At 38.8% G+C, this 19,071-nt stretch carries 21 protein-coding genes; 18 read left to right on the top strand and 3 right to left on the bottom strand.

Annotation, left to right across the window (positions count from 1 at the left end):
• The first annotated feature begins 87 nt into the window (after positions 1–87).
• The 14 genes from atpF to CFS60_RS06540 all read left to right on the top strand — a co-directional run bounded on the left by atpF (position 88) and on the right by CFS60_RS06540 (position 12,543).
• Positions 88–597 carry a F0F1 ATP synthase subunit B gene (gene atpF, locus CFS60_RS06605; protein WP_088809712.1) on the top strand — a complete coding sequence of 170 codons (510 nt, stop codon included), beginning with the start codon at positions 88–90 and terminating at the stop codon, positions 595–597.
• Positions 594–1,133: a F0F1 ATP synthase subunit delta gene (locus CFS60_RS06600; RefSeq protein ID WP_088809713.1), complete on the top strand. Its 540-nt coding sequence runs from the start codon at positions 594–596 to the stop codon at positions 1,131–1,133. Before atpF ends, CFS60_RS06600 begins: the two co-directional genes overlap by 4 nt.
• A 27-nt stretch (positions 1,134–1,160) precedes the next feature.
• Positions 1,161–2,675 carry a F0F1 ATP synthase subunit alpha gene (atpA, locus tag CFS60_RS06595; RefSeq protein WP_088838999.1) on the top strand — a complete coding sequence of 505 codons (1,515 nt, stop codon included), beginning with the start codon at positions 1,161–1,163 and terminating at the stop codon, positions 2,673–2,675.
• Positions 2,676–2,713: 38 nt separating this feature from the next.
• Entirely contained in the window at positions 2,714–3,586 is an 873-nt protein-coding gene (locus CFS60_RS06590; protein ID WP_088809715.1) for a F0F1 ATP synthase subunit gamma, read from the top strand.
• 55 nt (positions 3,587–3,641) lie between these two features.
• A complete protein-coding gene (gene atpD / locus CFS60_RS06585; protein ID WP_088809716.1) occupies positions 3,642–5,063 on the top strand; it encodes a F0F1 ATP synthase subunit beta in 1,422 nt (473 codons plus the stop codon).
• A gap of 21 nt (positions 5,064–5,084) precedes the next feature.
• Positions 5,085–5,486, top strand: a complete 402-nt coding sequence (locus tag CFS60_RS06580) for a F0F1 ATP synthase subunit epsilon (protein ID WP_088809717.1) — start codon at positions 5,085–5,087, stop codon at positions 5,484–5,486.
• Between the two features lie 103 nt (positions 5,487–5,589).
• Positions 5,590–5,823, top strand: coding sequence for a DUF1146 family protein (locus CFS60_RS06575; protein WP_088809718.1), 234 nt, complete (start codon positions 5,590–5,592; stop codon positions 5,821–5,823).
• Positions 5,824–6,002: 179 nt separating this feature from the next.
• Entirely contained in the window at positions 6,003–7,301 is a 1,299-nt protein-coding gene (murA, locus tag CFS60_RS06570; protein WP_088815781.1) for a UDP-N-acetylglucosamine 1-carboxyvinyltransferase, read from the top strand.
• A gap of 134 nt (positions 7,302–7,435) precedes the next feature.
• Complete coding sequence (mreB, locus tag CFS60_RS06565; protein WP_088809720.1) at positions 7,436–8,425, top strand: rod shape-determining protein MreB; 990 nt, start codon at positions 7,436–7,438, stop codon at positions 8,423–8,425.
• A gap of 13 nt (positions 8,426–8,438) precedes the next feature.
• Positions 8,439–8,870, top strand: a complete 432-nt coding sequence (gene fabZ / locus CFS60_RS06560; RefSeq protein ID WP_088815780.1) for a 3-hydroxyacyl-ACP dehydratase FabZ — start codon at positions 8,439–8,441, stop codon at positions 8,868–8,870.
• A gap of 261 nt (positions 8,871–9,131) precedes the next feature.
• Positions 9,132–9,494: a single-stranded DNA-binding protein gene (locus tag CFS60_RS06555; RefSeq protein WP_088809722.1), complete on the top strand. Its 363-nt coding sequence runs from the start codon at positions 9,132–9,134 to the stop codon at positions 9,492–9,494.
• Positions 9,495–9,623: 129 nt separating this feature from the next.
• Positions 9,624–10,364: a WecB/TagA/CpsF family glycosyltransferase gene (locus tag CFS60_RS06550; RefSeq protein ID WP_088838998.1), complete on the top strand. Its 741-nt coding sequence runs from the start codon at positions 9,624–9,626 to the stop codon at positions 10,362–10,364.
• A complete protein-coding gene (gene menC, locus CFS60_RS06545; protein WP_088809724.1) occupies positions 10,361–11,473 on the top strand; it encodes an o-succinylbenzoate synthase in 1,113 nt (370 codons plus the stop codon). The genes CFS60_RS06550 and menC overlap by 4 nt, the downstream gene beginning before the upstream one ends.
• A gap of 20 nt (positions 11,474–11,493) precedes the next feature.
• Positions 11,494–12,543 carry a glycosyltransferase family 4 protein gene (locus CFS60_RS06540; protein ID WP_088809840.1) on the top strand — a complete coding sequence of 350 codons (1,050 nt, stop codon included), beginning with the start codon at positions 11,494–11,496 and terminating at the stop codon, positions 12,541–12,543.
• Positions 12,544–12,579: 36 nt separating this feature from the next.
• Here the strand turns inward: CFS60_RS06540 and CFS60_RS06535 are convergent, their stop codons facing one another.
• The 3 genes from CFS60_RS06535 to CFS60_RS06525 form a co-directional block, all read right to left on the bottom strand.
• Positions 12,580–13,635: an LCP family protein gene (locus CFS60_RS06535; RefSeq protein WP_088809725.1), complete on the bottom strand. Its 1,056-nt coding sequence runs from the start codon at positions 13,633–13,635 to the stop codon at positions 12,580–12,582.
• Between the two features lie 219 nt (positions 13,636–13,854).
• The gene (locus tag CFS60_RS06530) at positions 13,855–14,397 is read right to left on the bottom strand and encodes a GNAT family N-acetyltransferase (protein ID WP_088809726.1); all 543 of its coding nucleotides are present in this window, start codon (positions 14,395–14,397) and stop codon (positions 13,855–13,857) included.
• A gap of 4 nt (positions 14,398–14,401) precedes the next feature.
• Positions 14,402–15,034, bottom strand: a complete 633-nt coding sequence (locus CFS60_RS06525) for a YigZ family protein (protein WP_088809727.1) — start codon at positions 15,032–15,034, stop codon at positions 14,402–14,404.
• 364 nt (positions 15,035–15,398) lie between these two features.
• Here CFS60_RS06525 and CFS60_RS06520 point away from each other — a divergent pair, with 364 nt between their 5' ends.
• From CFS60_RS06520 to CFS60_RS06505, 4 genes are all read left to right on the top strand, one after another.
• Complete coding sequence (locus CFS60_RS06520) at positions 15,399–16,085, top strand: response regulator transcription factor (RefSeq protein WP_088809728.1); 687 nt, start codon at positions 15,399–15,401, stop codon at positions 16,083–16,085.
• An 18-nt stretch (positions 16,086–16,103) separates the two neighbouring features.
• Positions 16,104–16,958: a DegV family protein gene (locus CFS60_RS06515; protein ID WP_088838997.1), complete on the top strand. Its 855-nt coding sequence runs from the start codon at positions 16,104–16,106 to the stop codon at positions 16,956–16,958.
• Between the two features lie 196 nt (positions 16,959–17,154).
• Positions 17,155–18,468: a DEAD/DEAH box helicase gene (locus tag CFS60_RS06510; protein ID WP_088809730.1), complete on the top strand. Its 1,314-nt coding sequence runs from the start codon at positions 17,155–17,157 to the stop codon at positions 18,466–18,468.
• On the top strand, positions 18,458–18,958 hold the full coding sequence (locus CFS60_RS06505) for a hypothetical protein (RefSeq protein WP_088809731.1): 501 nt from the start codon (positions 18,458–18,460) through the stop codon (positions 18,956–18,958). The genes CFS60_RS06510 and CFS60_RS06505 overlap by 11 nt, the downstream gene beginning before the upstream one ends.
• Positions 18,959–19,071 lie beyond the last annotated feature (113 nt).

Genomic DNA, 19,071 nt, shown 5'->3' with positions numbered 1-19,071 from the left:
AAAGAAAATCGGGGAATCTCACCCCGTTTCTTTGAGTAAACGAAATGCGAGGTTTTTAGCGAATGTTTGGAAAGGAGTGAAACAGACGTGTTACAACCACATTTAGTCTTAGGTAGTTTTACAGTCGGCGATAGTTTCTTTACGTTATTCACATTTGCACTTCTATTGGTTCTCATTCGTATTTTTGCATGGAAACCACTTATGAATGTGATGAAAGAACGGGAAGAACACATCGCTTCAGAAATAGATTCTGCAGAAGAAAGTCGCACACAAGCGGAAAGCTTACTTGCAGAACAACGCGAAGTACTAAAACAAGCACGTGTTGAGTCGCAAACTATGATTGAAAATGCCAAGCAACTTGGTGAAAAAGAGCGCGAAGAAATCATTAAAGCGGCACGTCAAGAATCAGAACGATTAAAAGAAGAAGCCAAAACCGAAATCGTTCGCGAAAAAGAAGATGCTATTTCTGCACTGCGTGAACAAGTTGGCTCTCTATCCGTTCTAATTGCATCGAAAGTTATCGAGAAAAATCTGGATGAAAAAGCACAAAGCGATTTGATTCAAGATTACATCGAAAGGCTAGGCGATGACAAATGAGTAAGGATTTGGAAGTTGCAAGTCGCTATGCCACGGCTATTTTTCAAGTAGCTGAAGAAAAGAATCTTGTTGCGCAGTTTAAAGAAGAACTTTCCACCGTGAAAGAAGCTTTAACGACGAATCCAGATTTTGTAAAACTACTTGAAAATCCGACACTTACGACTGAGCAAAAGAAAAGTCTTGCCAGCGCCGTTTTTAAAGATGTTAACGAAACGCTTCGAGATTTTATCTTTCTATTAATTGATCGTGGTCGTGAAGATTATTTAATGGTCATTGCCGACGTCTACGCGGCGCGTGTAAATGATTTAGAAGGTATAGCGGAAGCAGATGTTTACTCTGTTGTCCCACTTTCTGACGCAGAACAAGCAGCTATTTCGGCAGCTTTTGCGAAAAAATTAAATAAGAACAAACTTCATATTCGAAATCATGTAGATAAATCCTTATTAGGTGGCATCCGTGTGGTTATCGGAACCCGTATTTATGATGATAGTCTAAAAACGAAATTAAAGGACATGGAACGGCAAATAAAAGCCTAGTTCCCGTTTTAACGAGGGGTGAAATTGATGAGCATTAAGGCTGAAGAAATCAGCTCCATTATTAAGCAGCAAATCGAGAACTATCAAAGCGAATTAAAAGTAAGTGAAGTAGGAACTGTTACTTATATCGGTGATGGTATCGCGCGTGCTCATGGACTTGATAATGCAATGGCCGGAGAACTATTAGAATTCTCAAATGGTGTAATGGGTATGGCCCAAAACTTGGAAACAAATGATGTCGGTATCATCATTTTAGGCCCTTACACTGAAATTCGTGAAGGCGATGAAGTTCGTCGTACAGGTAAAATTATGGAAGTACCAGTTGGTGATGCGCTCATCGGGCGTGTTGTTGACTCACTAGGGCAGCCAGTTGATGGCCTAGGCCCAATTGAAACAACAGGTACCCGTCCAATTGAAGCAGTTGCACCAGGCGTTATGCAACGTCAATCAGTTTCAGAGCCACTGCAAACTGGTATTAAAGCAATTGATGCCCTTGTGCCAATTGGTCGCGGACAACGTGAACTTATTATCGGTGACCGTCAAACGGGTAAAACATCCGTTGCCATTGACACCATTTTAAACCAAGCTGACCAAGATATGATTTGTATTTATGTCGCAATCGGCCAAAAAGAATCAACAGTTCGTACAGCTGTTGAAACTTTACGTAAACATGGTGCGCTCGACTACACAATTGTAGTAACCGCGGCCGCATCACAACCAGCGCCTTTACTATATCTAGCTCCTTATGCTGGTGTAGCAATGGGTGAAGAATTCATGTATAACGGCAAGCACGTTTTAATCGTATATGATGATTTATCCAAACAAGCGGCAGCTTACCGTGAACTTTCCTTGCTACTTCGTCGTCCTCCAGGTCGTGAAGCTTATCCAGGGGATGTTTTCTACTTGCATTCCCGTTTGTTAGAGCGTGCAGCAAAACTAAGTGATGCACTTGGTGGTGGCTCCATTACAGCTCTTCCGTTTGTTGAAACACAAGCTGGGGATATTTCCGCTTATATTCCAACAAATGTTATCTCTATTACTGATGGACAAATCTTCTTGCAATCTGACCTATTCTTCTCGGGCGTAAGACCAGCGATTAATGCCGGACTTTCAGTATCCCGTGTTGGTGGATCAGCGCAAATTAAAGCTATGAAAAAAGTTGCCGGAACACTTCGCCTTGATTTAGCCGCTTATCGTGAGCTAGAATCCTTCTCACAATTCGGGTCAGATTTAGATGCAGCAACGCGTGCCAAACTAGAACGTGGTAAACGCACAGTTGAAGTGTTGAAACAAGATTTACACAAACCTTTAAAAGTAGAAAAACAAGTTTTAATTTTATATGCATTGGTGCACAACTATCTGGACGATGTTCCAGTTCATGACGTTCTCCGTTTTGAGTCCGAAATGAATACATGGTTCGACCATAATCGTTCTGAATTACTAGAAGAGATTCGTACGACAAAATCTCTTCCTGATGAAGAAAAACTAGATAGCGCACTAAATGAATTTAAAAATACTTTTGTTCCAAGTGAGGAAAAATAAATTTTTTCGAATTGGAATATAAAAGGTGGTGAAAATCTTTGGCATCTTTAATTGATATAAAACAACGAATTACATCGACGAAGAAAACCAGTCAAATTACGAAAGCGATGCAGATGGTATCGGCTTCGAAACTTGGAAAAGCGGAATCAAATGCTCGTGCTTATGCGCCTTACGTTTCCAAAATCCATGATGTTGTCACGCATATTGCTGCGACAGGAAACAGTTCCGACCATCCCATGCTAGTTTCAAGACCTGTCAAGCGAACAGGTTACATCGTGATTACTTCTGATACAGGGCTCGCTGGCTCGTACAATAGTTCTGTAATTAAAGAAGTATTCCAAGAAATTTCGACCAAGCATAGTTCTAGTGAAGAATATGCGATTATCGCGATAGGGCGTAATGCCCGTGATTTCTTCAAAACACGCCAGATGAATATTGTCCTTGAAGTTCAAGGAATCTCAGATCATCCAGCATTTGCTGAAATCAAAGATATTGCAAGTAATGCCGTTCAAATGTTTGAAGACGGTGTGTATGATGAAGTATTTGTTTACTACAATCATCACATTAACTCGATTTCAAGCGAGCTTCGCCGTGAGCAATTACTTCCGCTCACACAGTTCAAAGATGCAAGCGCAGAAACCGAAAAAGATTTAACCGTCTACGAATTTGAACCTTCCGAACAAGAAATTCTAGAAGTTCTACTACCTCAATATGTAGAAAGCTTAATTTTCGGGGCGCTACTCGATGCCAAGGCAGCTGAACACGCTGCTAGAATGACTGCAATGAGAAGCGCGACTGATAATGCACAAGATTTAATTGGTGACTTGTCACTTCAGTATAACCGTGCTCGCCAAGCTGCGATCACACAAGAAATTACCGAAATCGTTGGTGGTGCAGCCGCGCTCGAATAGTAAGCTATTTGAAACGACTTAACCTGCGAAACCGTAAGTAAGGAGGAAAAATCGCATGACGAAAGGACGAGTAATCCAAGTAATGGGTCCAGTTGTAGACGTTAAATTTGATGGCGGAAATTTGCCTGAAATCTACAATGCCCTTACAGTGGAATATCAAACTCAGTCAAAAGAACAAGCTACAAATCATCTTACTTTAGAAGTTGCTATCCAATTAGGAGATGATGTCGTTCGTACAATTGCAATGGCATCCACTGATGGAATTCAAAGAGGTATGGAAGTAGTGGATACAGGCAGCCCGATTACGGTACCTGTTGGGAATATCACGCTAGGTCGTGTATTTAATGTTTTAGGAGATACAATTGATTTAGATGCCCCAATTTCGAATGACGTTGTACGCAACAAAATTCACCATTCAGCACCAACTTTTGACCAACTATCCACAACAACAGAAATTCTTGAAACAGGAATTAAAGTTGTAGATTTATTAGCACCATACGTAAAAGGTGGTAAAATCGGCTTGTTCGGTGGAGCCGGCGTAGGTAAAACAGTACTAATCCAAGAGCTTATCCATAATATCGCTCAAGAACATGGTGGTATTTCGGTATTCGCTGGTGTTGGAGAACGTACGCGTGAAGGTAACGACCTTTACTTTGAAATGAAAGATTCTGGTGTTATTGAAAAAACAGCCATGGTATTTGGCCAAATGAATGAGCCACCTGGTGCGCGTATGCGTGTTGCTTTAACAGGTTTAACAATTGCTGAATATTTCCGTGATGTAGAACACCAAGATGTTCTATTATTCATTGATAACATTTTCCGTTTCACCCAAGCTGGTTCAGAGGTTTCTGCCTTGTTAGGTCGGATGCCATCTGCCGTAGGTTATCAACCAACTTTGGCAACTGAAATGGGTCAGCTTCAAGAACGTATCACGTCTACAAATGTAGGCTCGGTTACTTCTATTCAAGCGATTTATGTGCCAGCCGATGACTATACGGATCCGGCTCCGGCAACGACCTTTGCCCACTTAGATGCAACGACAAACCTTGAACGAAAATTAACTGAACAAGGTATTTATCCAGCGGTAGATCCGCTTGCTTCTACTTCACGTGCGCTTTCTCCAGAAATTGTTGGAGAAGAGCATTATGAGGTTGCAACTCAAGTACAACAATTATTGCAACGCTACAAAGAATTGCAAGACATTATCGCGATTCTAGGTATGGATGAATTATCTGATGAAGATAAGCAAGCTGTTGCACGTGCGCGTCGCGTTCAATTCTTCTTGTCACAAAACTTCCATGTTGCTGAACAATTTACAGGTCAATCCGGTTCCTACGTTCCTGTAAATGAAACAGTAAAAGGCTTTAAAGATATTTTAGCTGGTAAGTATGACCACATTCCTGAAGATACTTTCCGTTCAGTAGGACGTATCGAAGAAGTTTTGGAAAAAGCTAAAACTCAAGGAATCGAAGTTTAATAAAAACAGGAGGAGATACGTGTGAGTGAACTAAACGTTAGTATCGTTACTCCAGATGGCCCTGTTTATGAAGGTAAAGCAAATATGGTTATCGCCAGAACCAAGGCCGGTGAACTCGGTATCTTACATGGTCACGTACCACTTGTAGCACCACTTAAAATCGATGTTGTTCGATTGAAGCAAGAGTCAGGTGAAGAATGGATTGCTGTTAATGGTGGCTTTATGGAAGTGAACGGCGAGGAAGTCAATATTCTGGCTGATACTGCCGAGCGTGAACAAGATATTGATATTGATCGTGCAGAGCGTGCGAAAACGCGTGCGGAAGAACGATTACAACAAGCTAAAGATCAAAAAGTGGATGAAATCATGGCTCAAGTTGCTTTGCAAAAAGCCATTAACCGAATTCACGCGAAAAAACATTAAATCTGTAAAGTCCCATTATTAAATGGGGCTTTTTCGTGTCTTTTTACTGCTTTTTTTGGTAAGATGAACAAGTGTTTATTTTCTTAATAAAGGTGTGTTTAATTTGTACAACGTTGTCATGGAACAACCAGCAACTATCATTATTTCTCATCTCTTGTTCATTGTTATCGTATTTTGGGCATTGCAAGCTGTTCGGTATGAGAAATTTATCAGTAAAAATCGAGTGATTCAAGCAAGGCTCTTATTTGCAATTCTCTCTATTGTTATTGGTTATTTATTAAGCAGTTTCTTCTTAGAGTTTTTATCAGCATTTAAGCAACTTACGCAATTACTTTAATGAAATGTTTAGAAATTGTGAAATCGGTAAATAAACATAGAGTATAGATTGTTTTTTAGTTAAATTATGTTGATATTTGAGTGGCAATGATGTTAAAATGATTTAGATGTGTATTAAATTCCATATAATTAAATTAAAAATAGATTTTTTGAAGTTTGACTAACGCGGAGGGATATATTTTGGAAAAAATGATTGTACGTGGAGGGAAAAAGCTAACTGGTAGCGTAAAAGTTGAAGGCGCGAAAAACGCTGTATTGCCAGTTATTGCTGCTACACTCCTTGCGAGTAAAGGTAAAAGTGTGTTAACAAATGTTCCTAGTTTATCGGATGTATATACAATTAATGAAGTGTTGAAGTACTTACAAGCAGATGTAACGTTTGAAGGCGATGTTGTGACTGTTGATGCAACAGGTGAAATTTCATCTGATGCTCCTTTTGAATATGTCCGTAAAATGAGAGCATCCATTGTTGTTATGGGTCCTTTATTAGCGCGTACAGGTAGTGCACGAGTTGCACTTCCAGGCGGATGTGCAATTGGTTCACGCCCTGTAGATCTTCATTTGAAGGGTTTTGAAGCTATGGGAGCCACGGTGAAAATCGAAAATGGATATATTGAGGCTACTGCTGACCGCTTAAAAGGTGCAAAAGTTTATTTAGATTTCCCAAGTGTTGGTGCAACTCAAAATATTATGATGGCGGCAACGCTTGCTGAAGGAACAACAGTTATTGAAAATGTTGCGAGAGAACCTGAAATTGTTGATTTAGCCAATTTCTTAAACCAAATGGGCGCACGTGTTATCGGAGCCGGTACAGAAGTTATTCGTATTGAAGGTGTACAAGAATTGACTGCAACAGAACATTCTATTATTCCAGACCGCATTGAAGCAGGCACTTTCATGATTGCAGCAGCCATTACACAAGGCAATATTTTTATTGAAGATGCTGTTCCAGAACATATTAGCTCGCTTATTGCTAAGCTTGAAGAGATGGGTGTGCAAATTATTGAAGAAGAAACCGGCGTTCGAGTTATTGGTCCGGAAAAATTAAAAGCTGTCGATGTTAAAACAATGCCGCATCCAGGGTTTCCAACAGACATGCAGTCGCAAATGATGGTCATTCAAATGCTTAGCGAAGGAACTAGCGTGATGACGGAAACAGTTTTTGAAAATCGTTTTATGCATGTGGAAGAGATGCGTCGTATGAATGCAGATATGAAAATTGAAGGGCATTCAGTTATTATTAATGGTCCTGCAAAGCTTCAAGGAGCTGAAGTTGCGGCAACAGATTTACGTGCTGCTGCTGCCCTCATTTTAGCTGGACTTGTTGCAGAGGGCTATACACAAGTAACGGAATTAAAATATTTGGATCGTGGTTATAATGACTTCCATGGTAAGTTGAGAAGCTTAGGCGCAGACATTGAACGTGTTTCAAATGAAGTTATTAATGAAACAGGGTTAGAAGCTATTTTTGCAAAATAATTGCTGAGTGAGAACTTTCTTCTGGAAAGTTCTTTTTTTATTTTAAAAAAAGTTTTCGACTAGAAGTAAATTATGCTATAATTCAAAATGTGAGAGTAGTGACTGTTAGACAACAGAGAAAGGGGTAATAAATTTTGGCTAAAGATGTTGGAATCGATTTAGGAACAGCTAATGTATTAATTCATGTAAAAGGTAGAGGTATCGTAATTAATGAACCCGCGGTAGTAGCCGTAAATAATAAAACTGGGGAAGTCTTGGCAGTAGGAACAGAAGCCTATAATATGGTTGGTCGTACACCAGGTGATATTACCGCCATTAAGCCAATGAAAGATGGCGTTATTGCAGACTTTGATATTGTTCAAGAAATGTTACGTTTCTTTTTACAAAAATTAAATCTAAAAACATTCTTTTCCAGACCACGTATTTTAATTTGTTGCCCAACAAATATTACTTCTGTGGAGCAAAAAGCAATCAGAGAAGTTGCTGAAAAAAGTGGCGGGAAACAAGTCTTTTTAGAAGAAGAACCGAAAGTTGCGGCAATTGGCGCAGGTATGGAAATCTTTGAGCCAAGTGGAAATATGGTTGTTGACATTGGTGGTGGGACAGCGGATATAGCAGTTCTATCCATGGGTGATATCGTAACAAGTCAGTCAGTCAAAGTTGCAGGTAACCAGTGGGATCAAGATATCCTTCAGTACATAAAACGAAAATACAATTTATTAATTGGTGAGAGAACTGCAGAAACATTAAAGATGACTATTGGAACTGCAGTAAAAGATTTGAAAAAAGAAACTATGGATATTCGTGGTCGCGATTTAGTTAGTGGACTGCCTCGAACGGTCACAGTATCAAGTGACGAAGTGGAAGAAGCATTGCACGAGTCATTGCAAAATATCATCCACTCTGCTAAACAAGTATTAGAAAAAACACCACCTGAATTATCCGCGGACATTATTGATCGAGGAATCATCATGACAGGTGGGGGTTCATTGCTCCATGGCTTAGCTGATTTAATGTCAGAAGAATTAAAGGTGCCAGTTTTAATTACTGAAAGTCCACTTGATGTTGTAGCAATTGGAACAGGAGTGCTTCTAGAATCACTAGGTAAAAAGAAACGCGGTTAGAAAGGTGCTAATTATGTTAGATATAAAGCAAATAAAAGAAATTTTGCCACATCGCTATCCATTTTTACTTGTTGATCGAGTTGTTGAAATGGAAGCCGGCAAACGAGTAGTAGCAATAAAAAATGTTTCTGTGAATGAACCCTTTTTCAATGGGCATTTTCCTGAATATCCTGTAATGCCAGGAGTTCTTATTGTTGAAGCATTAGCGCAGACTTGTGGAATTGCGATTGTGCAAGGTCCTGAAAACAAAGGGAAAATCGGTTTGTTTGCAGGAATCGATAAATGCCGTTTTAAACGTCAAGTTGTTCCTGGAGATCAGTTGAAATTAGAAGCTGAAATCACGCGATTGCGCGGGGCACTTGCTAAGGCAAATGTAAAAGCCACAGTTGAAGGCGATGTCGTTTGTGAAGCCGAGATTATGGTTGCACTAAGCGACGCTGAATAATGATAGAGAAGAGTCTAACCTTAAAAAGTTAGGCTTTTCTTATGCTATAAATTTCTGTAGTTATTGTAGCACGAAATAAAAAAAATGAAAAATACCTAAAATGATAATTTAAAGGGGTAAAAAGTTTTGAAAATAAAAAAATACGTAAGAAAATCAATTGATTTTGACATTTTAGTTGCTCAAAATGTAATTTTAATGTTTTTACAAAAAAAGTGAGGTCTTGTATGATAGTTCAAAATTAGGAAATGAGGTATTTTGAGAATGATAAATCAAGTAACGATTGTAGGCAGACTTACGAAGGACCCCGAATTGCGCATAACTTCTGATGACAAAGTGGTACTAAATTTCACTTTGGCATTAAATCGATTTGGAAAAGCGAAGCGCTTTGATCAGGACGCTGATTTTGTGCCGTGTGTCGCATGGGGAAGAAGAGCAGAAGAAATGTGTAATTACTGCGAAAAGGGAATGTTAATTGGACTTGTGGGGGAGTTGCAAACAAGAAGTTATGTCAATAAAGATGAAAATCGAATTTATGTCATGGAAGTGTTAACTAGAAAAATAAGGTACTTAAATTCCAATAGACCGAATTTTCTAGAGAAATCCTCCACAGAAACAACACAATAATCTAAGCAGTTGCAATGGTTTAAAGCCACATGCAAATATGTGTGTGGTTTTTCCGCTATCAGTATAGGACTTCAACAGCTTTTATGGTAAACTAAAGTATAATCTTCAATAAAACAGGAGTTAGAAATTATGACCGCAAAAAATGTTGAAATCTTAGGAATCCCCTTTATACATACAACACAAGCTGATTTCATAAGGCAACTTTTACAAGATTCTTTAGAACATAAAAAGCGCTTTGTCGTGACGGCGAATCCTGAAATCGTGATGAACACGAGAAGTGATGCTGACTTTAAGCAAATTGTGTTAAAGGCGGATTATATTACGCCGGATGGTGTTGGAATTATTATGGCCGCTAAGCGTCAAGGAAGCCCGCTACCTGAACGGGTGACGGGATTTGATACGATGCAAGGTGTTTTAAAGGAAGCTTCACATCATGGCTTAAAAGTGTATTTTTTAGGCGCTAAGCCAGAAGTGAATGAGGCACTTAAAGAAAAATTGAAGAATAGTTTTCCTAAACTAACAGTGGCCGGTTGTAGACATGGCTATTTTAACTTGAAAGAAAGTGCGGAAATTGCTCAAGAAATTAAAGCATCCAATGCTGATTTTATTTTTGTGGCATTAGGATCGCCAGCACAAGAGAAATGGATTATGTCGCACTTCAGTATGTTTGAAAAAGGGATATTTATGGGTGTAGGAGGTTCTTTTGATATTTTGTCTGGAACAATTAAAAGGGCCCCAAAAATCATTATAAAACTCCGAATTGAGTGGATATATCGCTTTGTAACTAATCCATCAAGATGGCGTCGTTTTTTTGCAATTCCGCAATTTATGCGAGCTGTAAATCGTGAAAATAAGAGGGTGCGAAAATGAGAATTCAAGGCGCGAAACTTTTTAAAGTAAGTCTACCACTTAACGAGCCATTTCGAACAAGTTATGGCATTTTGGAGGAGAAAACATTTTTTCTTATAAAATTAGTGGATGAAAATGGAATGGCTGGATACGGAGAGCTAGACGCGTTTCTTTTGCCAGATTATACCGAGGAAACATTAGATACAGCTGCATACATTATTCGAACGATTTTACTCCCAGGGCTGAAAAGAAAAACGCTAACAAAGCCAAGTGATGTACGTGAACTTTTTTCTTGGATAAAAGGGAATGAAATGGCTAAAGCTGCGATTGATTCGGCGTGCTATGATTTGTTTGCTAAGCGTAGTCGCGTTTCGCTAGCTGCCTATTTAGGTGCGAAGCGAAGGGTAGTTCCAGTTGGCGTGAGTATTGGTATTCAAAACTCGGCGTCAGAACTGGTTTCGCTTGTTCAGAAATATGTAGACGAGGGATATAAACGTGTGAAGGTGAAAATTAAACCGGGTTCAGACTTGGAATTTTTACAAGCAGTACGATTGAATTTTCCGGACTTAATTCTGATGGCCGATGCCAATTCGGCTTATACACGTGCTGAAACGTCGCTTTTTCAAAAGATGGATGAACTTCGTCTTGCCATGATTGAGCAGCCTTTTGGCGTGCGTGATTTAGCGGATCATGCCTTTTTACAAAAACAAATTCGAACACCTATTTGTTTGGATGAAAATATTCGTTCTACAGCAGATGTATTTCAAGCGCATGAGTTTGGTAGTGCGAAAGCAATTAATCTCAAGATGGCGCGTGTCGGTGGTCATACTGAGGCGCTTGAAATCACGAAGTTTTGTAAGCAAAACGGACTAATTGTATGGTGCGGAGGGATGTTTGAGGCAGGAGTCGGACGTGCGCATAATTTGGCACTGGCAGCTCGGGAAGAATTTCAGTTTCCAGGAGATATTTCAGCTACCAAACGTTATTTTAAACATGATATAATAAAAGAGAATTTTGAACTTGTAGATGGAGAAATTGAAGTTCCGCGTGGTCCCGGGCTTGGAGTTCAAATAGACGAGAAAAACTTGCAACGATTTACACAAGCCGAATGGGAGATTTTGCTAGGTTAGAGAATGGAGCTGAAACAGATTTGTTCATATGGGGTATCGTAACTTTTTTGATGGGGGTTATTTTAATTCCAATTGTGCGTAAATTTGCAATTTGGATAGGTGCGGTCGATGCGCCGCGGGAACGACACAGCCATAAAAAGGTGACACCGACACTTGGTGGGCTTGCAATTTTTATAAGCTTTTCAATCGGTTTTTTTCTAGCGCCAATTGATAAAACGGGCTTTTTACCAGTATATATAGGGGCTTTAATCATTATTGCTACGGGAATTATTGACGATATTATTGAATTGTCACCTAAGCTGAAGCTTCTAGGGCAGCTACTTGCAGCGTTTTGTGTAACGGTTTGGGGAAATGTTGTTATTGAATTTATTAATGTTCCGTTTTATGGACAACTCGATTTTGGTTGGTTGGCGATTCCGATTTCTATGATTTGGATTATTGCTATTATAAATGCGTTAAATTTAATTGATGGTCTTGACGGGCTTTCAAGTGGGATTTCAATCATTGCATTAATGACAATCGCTGGTATGGCACTTATTTTAAACGATGCGTTTGTAGCTCCAGTTGCGTTGCTTCTCGTTGCAGCGGTTTTGGCCTTTCTACTTTTCAATTTTCCTCCAGCCTCGATTTTTATGGGGGATACTGGCGCGCTTTTTCTAGGTTATATGATAGCGGTGCTTTCGCTAATGGGGTTTAAAAATGTTACCTTTATTTCGCTATTAGTACCACTTATCATCCTAGGGGTACCGCTTTCCGACACGTTTTTTGCCATCATTCGTCGGTTGAAAAAAAGAACGCCGATTTCTGCAGCAGACCGCTCGCATATTCACCACCGACTCATGGCGCTGGGCTTCACTGAACGGCAAACAGTTCTGCTCATCTATTGTATGGCGCTTCTATTTTCGCTTACTGGATTTGTATTTTCGTTCTCAACGACATGGGGCTCTGTTATCCTCCTTGCATTACTTCTCGTATGTATTGAGATTGTTGTCGAATTTATCGGGCTTATCGGTGAGGATTATCGTCCTGTTTTAAATGTACTTCAAAAAATTCATCGAAAACGAAAATAACCCTAAGCCGTGTGAGGCTCAGGGTTATTTTTATCATTATTCGCTACTAGAAGATGAACTATCATTTGGATCTTTGTAAGGTGCAGCGTTTGGGAAAGGGGAAGTGATGCTTAGTTCATTTGCAAACTCATTTGCAACACTTTCCACAGAATTCTCATCAAGAGCGTAATAGTATACGCCGTTTTGCGGAGAATCTTGCCCTTCTAAGTTTAGAGATTTCATTTCAATTGAATTGGTCATACCGAATTTTGCAATAGAAAGCATTTGATTAAATGTTAGGTTCGTTTTCATATTTTCGCCAACAGCGTCAATGATGCTTGAGTATTTATTGATGGATGAGAATTTTGTAGCTTCTTCAACGATGGCTTCAATAATTAATTGCTGGCGTTTTCCACGTTCAATATCATTATCAATATGGCGTGTTCTAGCAAGAGCCAGCGCTTCTTCCCCGTTTAAACGTTGCTTACCTTTTTCGAGTGTGATTGCGCCAGCTTCATCTTTTGAGTTTTGTTCTGTAAAGGAAACAGGAACATCAACAGTGATGCCGCCAAGGGCATCGATAATCTTAAGGAAAGCATCGAAGTCAAAACGAACATAGTAATCAATTGGAATTTGGAATTTTTCTTCGACGGTTTGCATAGTTAGCTCAGGACCGCCATAAGCGTGAGCAGCATTTATTTTTGTATATTTGTCAATGCCTTTTTTGTCTGATTGAATATGAACATAGGAGTCTCTAGGGATGCTGGTCATTTCTACACGAGCATCTTTAACGTTTACTGTGGCTAAAATAAGTGAATCGCTTCGAGGATTACCATCAGAGGCGCGTTTTTCGCTTGTGTCGACACCGATAATTAAAACAGAAAAACTATCTTTAATCGGATCAATATCTTTTGTTCTTAAAGTTGAAGCCTGCCCGTTTCGGACGTTATCGTATGAATTATCTGCAGCTAATTTTGTTTTGCTAAATAAGAAAGTACCATATCCTACACCAACTAAAATGACAAGCATAATTGGTATGAGTATCCAGTAAAGTATCCTGCGACGGCGTTTGTATTTGGTTGCACGCTGGCGACCGTTAAAGCCATTATCCATTATCTTTTTCTCCTTAAAATGTCGTTTTCATTTGCTAACAACAAACATAAACATAATTGTACCATTTATAAGCAACCAGTTTGTTACATAAAATTTAAGATTTCCTAAATTTTAGCTGTCTTTTGAAATTATAGTACTCATCTTTACATTATACCTAACTATTTATGAAAAAAACATCGAAAACATACAAGCTTTCAAAAATGTAATATAAATGAAAGCTTACTTTTGGCTAAAATAAAACTTGTAAATAAAAATTGGGCTTACATTTTGTGTGTAAAGATCAAGCTCCGAAGTTTTGGTAGTGAGCTTAAAACCAAGCTTTTCTAGTAGGAAAATAGAAGCTGTGTTTTCAGGGAGAACTTTTGCAGAAACACCAGAAAAGGTTAAACAGTTTTGAATTTGTTTGAAAAAAGCCTTTAATAATTCTGTCATAAAACCGTTGTTCCAAAATTCTTTAGCAAGCTCATAACCAACTTCGAGAGTATTATCTAATGAATTGAATTCATTAATGCCAAGTGAGCCGATAATTCGATTGTTAAAAAAGATTGTATAACGGCAAGCATGTGGTTCTGCTTCAATGGCTTTTATCATTTCCTCGGCTTGACGGACAGTTGTAAATTGTTCGATATTCATGTATTCAGCGACTTCCATATCTGACCAAATTGTAAATAAAGCAGGTGCATCAATGATTGACGTTCGCTTCATCTGCAATCTATCTGTTTGAATGATAGCTGGAAGAGCCTGAAAAAAATCTGTACGCATTTAATTAAACATCCTTCTCACGATATTTTTGTTCTCCTTCTGTACAAGAAACTTGTCCACTAGAAATTTCTGTTAGCCATGCTTTAAAAGAAGATAAATCATCTTGGTCAACAAACACAGATAACGTTACCATTTCTGTAAACTGCTTATCCATAAGCTGGTAATTTCTTTGCTCTAGAAGATTTTCAAATTTACCTAGTTGACTATACTCGATTGTAAAATGAACAATAGTAGCTAATTTGCGTTCCACTATACCAATTTCATCACAAGTTTTGCTAACAGCGCCACCATAAGCGCGAACTAAACCGCCAGCACCTAACTTTGTACCGCCAAAATAACGAGTGACAACAGCCACAACGTTTTTTAGCTGTCGTTTTTTCAACACTTCAAGCATTGGAACGCCAGCTGTTCCGCTTGGTTCCCCGTCATCATTCGCTTTTTGGAATTCATCTCTCGCACCAATAAGGTAGGCAGAGCAATTATGAGTAGCATTCCAATGTTCTTTTTTTATTTGCGCAATGAAATTTTGAGCCGTGGTCTCATCTTCTGCTCGTGCAATATAACAAATAAAGCGTGATTTTTGTATAATCGTTTCGCATTCGCCTTGTTCTTTAATCGTTAAATATTGTTCTAACATAGTTTCCTCCTAACAAAATAGAAGTTCATAGTTGCTTTCATTTTAGCCGAAATAAAGTAGCTTGTATATAATTTTTTTTAGCAAAGATATCCTTCTTGATGAAGCGGGATTAAATTCATGTTATAATAAATTATACTATTACTTTAGATAGAGATATTGCTGAAAATATCTTTTCATATAGGCAAAATGAAACATATCTTCAGAGTGGAAAAGGATAATGAATAGCAGTAATAGAATTTGTTTTAAGAGCAGATGAAGGAAACTTACTATAGGTGTATTTAAGGGGATACTTTAGGGCTAGAAAACCAACAATGATTACAAACGGTAAATGAATTTTGGTTAAATCAGAGGAGGAAGTATTTATATGACTCTCAAAATTATGATTGTCGACGATCACCAATTGTTTCGCGAAGGAATTAAACGAATTTTAGAGTTAGAAGACTCGTTTGATGTCATTGCAGAAGCAGAAAATGGAAAAAATATCGTTGCGAAAGTTAGAGAATACAAACCAGATATCGTCCTAATGGATATTAACATGCCAACAGTTAACGGCTTAGATGCAACAGAAATGTTAGTAAGACAATTTCCAAGTATTAAAGTAATCGTATTAACTATCCATGATTCAGATGAATATGTTACCGAAGCTCTTCGCTCCGGTGCAGTGGGGTATTTACTAAAAGAAATGGATGCAAAAGAACTTGTGGATGCCATTAAAATTGTAGATGCGGGCGGCGCATACATTCACCCTAAAGCTGCAATTAAGCTTATTCGTGAATATCGCCATTTAGCAAGCACAAATACAGCGCAAGGCATTTATGGTTATCAACAACCCGAAGTGAAAATGCCACTCCATATTTTAACGCATAGAGAATGCGAAGTTCTCCAATTACTTACAGATGGAAAAAGTAACCGTGGTATTGGAGAAACTCTATTTATAAGTGAAAAAACGGTTAAAAACCACGTTAGCAGTATTTTGCAAAAAATGAAAGTGAACGATAGGACGCAAGCTGTTGTAACAGCCATAAAAAATGGCTGGGTTTACATCCGTTAAAAGGTTCAGGGGGAAGCCATGTCAAAAGAAAAAATTGCAATTGTCACAGATAGCACAGCCTATATACCAGCCGAATTGATTGAAAAGTACCAAATTCATGTGGTGCCTCTTTCGGTCATCATTGATGGCGTTGCCTATAAAGAAGAAGTAGAATTAAGTACAGCCGATTTTTATAAAAAGGTAAAAGAATCAACTAATTTCCCTACGTCTTCACAGCCCGCGCCAGGGGACTTCATTACACTTTTTGAAACCCTCAAGCAAGAAGGTTATAACAAAGTGCTTACTATCCACTTAACAAGTGGAATTAGTGGGACCTACCAAAATGCAGTGACTGCAGGCAACTCGGTTGACGGCATTGAAGTTATCGGCATTGATTCGGGAATTGCTTGCATGGCTCAAGGCTCAATCGTATTAAGTGCCGCTCAAATGGTTGCGGAAGGAAAAAACGTATCCGAAATTTTAGCGCACATCGAAGCCATTCAAAATACCATGGATGCGTATTTCATGGTTGATGATTTAAATACTTTACAGCGCGGCGGACGCTTAACGGGAGCTCAGGCTATCATCGGAAGCTTGTTGCAAATCAAGCCGATTTTGCATTTCCAAGATAAACAAATCGTTCTTTTTGAGAAAGTGCGCACGCAAAAAAAAGCATTGAAGCGGATTGAAGAAGTCCTGCAAGAAGCAGTTCAAAAAAAAGAGGCGGAACAAGCTTATGTTATTCATGGAAATGCGCCTGAAAAAGGGCAAAAATGGTTAGATGAGTTACAAAGCATGTTTCCAGAAGTTGAATTCCACCTCAGCTATTTCGGCCCAGTTATCGGCACGCACTTAGGCGAGGGAGCACTAGGCCTCACATGGTCAATTAAATAAACTTAAAAACTTGGTGATTTAGATCACTGAGTTTTTTTGTATAAAAAAGTTGGGTTGGCAGCGGAAATCATATTTTGCGGTACAGGAAATCATGTTTTTCACTAAGACAAAACCGTATTTTTACCCCTCGAAAAAGTGGTTTTAGCTTCTGCAAAGAAAACGAAAATAAGGTATAACTAAGTGGACGAGGTGATTTATGGCAAAAGGTATTTTATATTTCGAAAACGAGGTAACGCATCTGGAAAATTATGAGGCGCTGCCAAGTATCGTTGAAACAGATGTGAGCCCATTTTGCTTTAGGTGCGGGAATAATCAAGCTGAGCGTTTTGCGAATTTGCCTAGCAATGAACGGTATTGCAGAAATTGTCTGCTAATGAAACGAGTGAGCAGCTTACAGAAATTTTATTATCAAAAGCCAGCAGAAACAGAACGAATTTATTTTGAGGCACCGTTAATGTGGGAAGGTGTGCTTTCGTTTGCGCAACAAAGGGGAGCTGACGCGATATTAAATGCTATTCAAGAGCAGAAATCACTTTTGTTATGGTCTGTCGCAGGATCAGGTAAAACGGAAATGATGTTTCAGGGCATTGAAGCGGGTCTCGAAAAGGGCTTGCGAATTTGTTTAGCATCACCGCGAGTAGACGTATGCATTGAACTGGCGCCACGTTTGCAAGATGTTTTTCCTGATGTTCCACAAGTATGCCTTTACGGGGATTCAGAGGCAGTTTTCAACAATGAAACGTTTGTCATTGCAACAACACATCAATTGATGCGCTTTTATCGCTACTTTGATTTGATATTTATTGATGAAGTCGATGCCTTTCCATACGCCAAAGATCCTTGCCTTGAATACACGGTTCGAAAAGCGGGTAGCGAAGGAGCTATCCAAATCTTTGTGACGGCAACGCCAGAAAGAAAATGGCAACAGGAGTGCTTGATAGGAAAACGCAACTACGTAAAAATTCCAGCGAGGTATCACGGCTTTCCGTTACCTGTGCCACATAATTGCTGGATTGGAGATTGGCAAAAACAGCTAAATAAAAAACGGATTTCCAAAAAAGTTTTAACTTGGATAATGCGCTATGCAAAATTAAAGAAGCCCATCTTAATTTTCTTCCCAAAAATCGATGTTATGTTTGAATTTAGTGAAGTTATGAAACGATACGGATTTGAGCAGTTGACTACAGTCCATTCAGCGGACAAGCTACGCAAGGAAAAAGTGCAACAACTACGAGATGGAGCTATCCAAATTTTACTTACGACGACTATTTTAGAACGCGGCGTGACATTTGCAGATGTACAAGTAGCTGTTTTTGGTAGCGAGGGTTCAATTTTCACTGAAGCGGCACTGGTTCAAATAGCGGGAAGAGTTGGAAGGAAGCGAGATTTTCCGGCAGGTGAAGTTTGTTTTTTTCATTTTGGAAAAACAAACGAAATGATGCGAGCTATTCAACATATTAAACTTATGAATAAAATCGGGTGGGAAGAAGGGCTGCTTGGTGACAAATAAATGCTGCATTTGCTACCAACGAATTGAACGAGAATTTACTTGGCAGACATTACTATCTCCGTACAAAAAAAGCCTGATGTGCTCAAATTGCCGTGAAGAGTTTATTTGTGAGGAGTTGAGTGCGGAAAATAAAATAGTCCTTTTTAAGAAATCGATTTTTGTTGAAGAATTGCTAGAACGATTTTTAAAACTAGGTGATTATGCATTAGTTGGGGTCTTTAGTGAGTTGATAGCCGAAATCTATAGTTTTGATAAGTTACTGTATATTGAAACGGAAAAAATAAACGATGATTTAGGCTATAATCCTGAGCTAGAAGTGTTAAAGCAAGCGGGACTTGAGGTTGCTCACGTAACTAAAATGGATGAGGTTGCTTATTTAAATATATTCACTATTGTAGAATGGGAAAAGGAGCGTGAGCAAGAATTCATTGGAAAATATTGTATAAAAAGTGTTGAAGAGATTTACTTTACTGCTTTATTCGGAAAATAGTTGAAAATGAGGTTTGTTTTTTAGAAAAAGTGGAATGAATTAGTAAAGTAGGAGAAGACGAAAATTCCGTATTTGCCTAAGTAAATATTTGCAAAAAGTGGCATTATACCTTA

The organism is Listeria sp. ILCC792 (genome assembly GCF_900186135.1).
GTDB lineage: Bacteria > Bacillota > Bacilli > Lactobacillales > Listeriaceae > Listeria > Listeria goaensis.
Note: the sequence above shows the minus strand (reverse complement) of the source record. Positions and strands in the feature narration are given on the sequence as shown.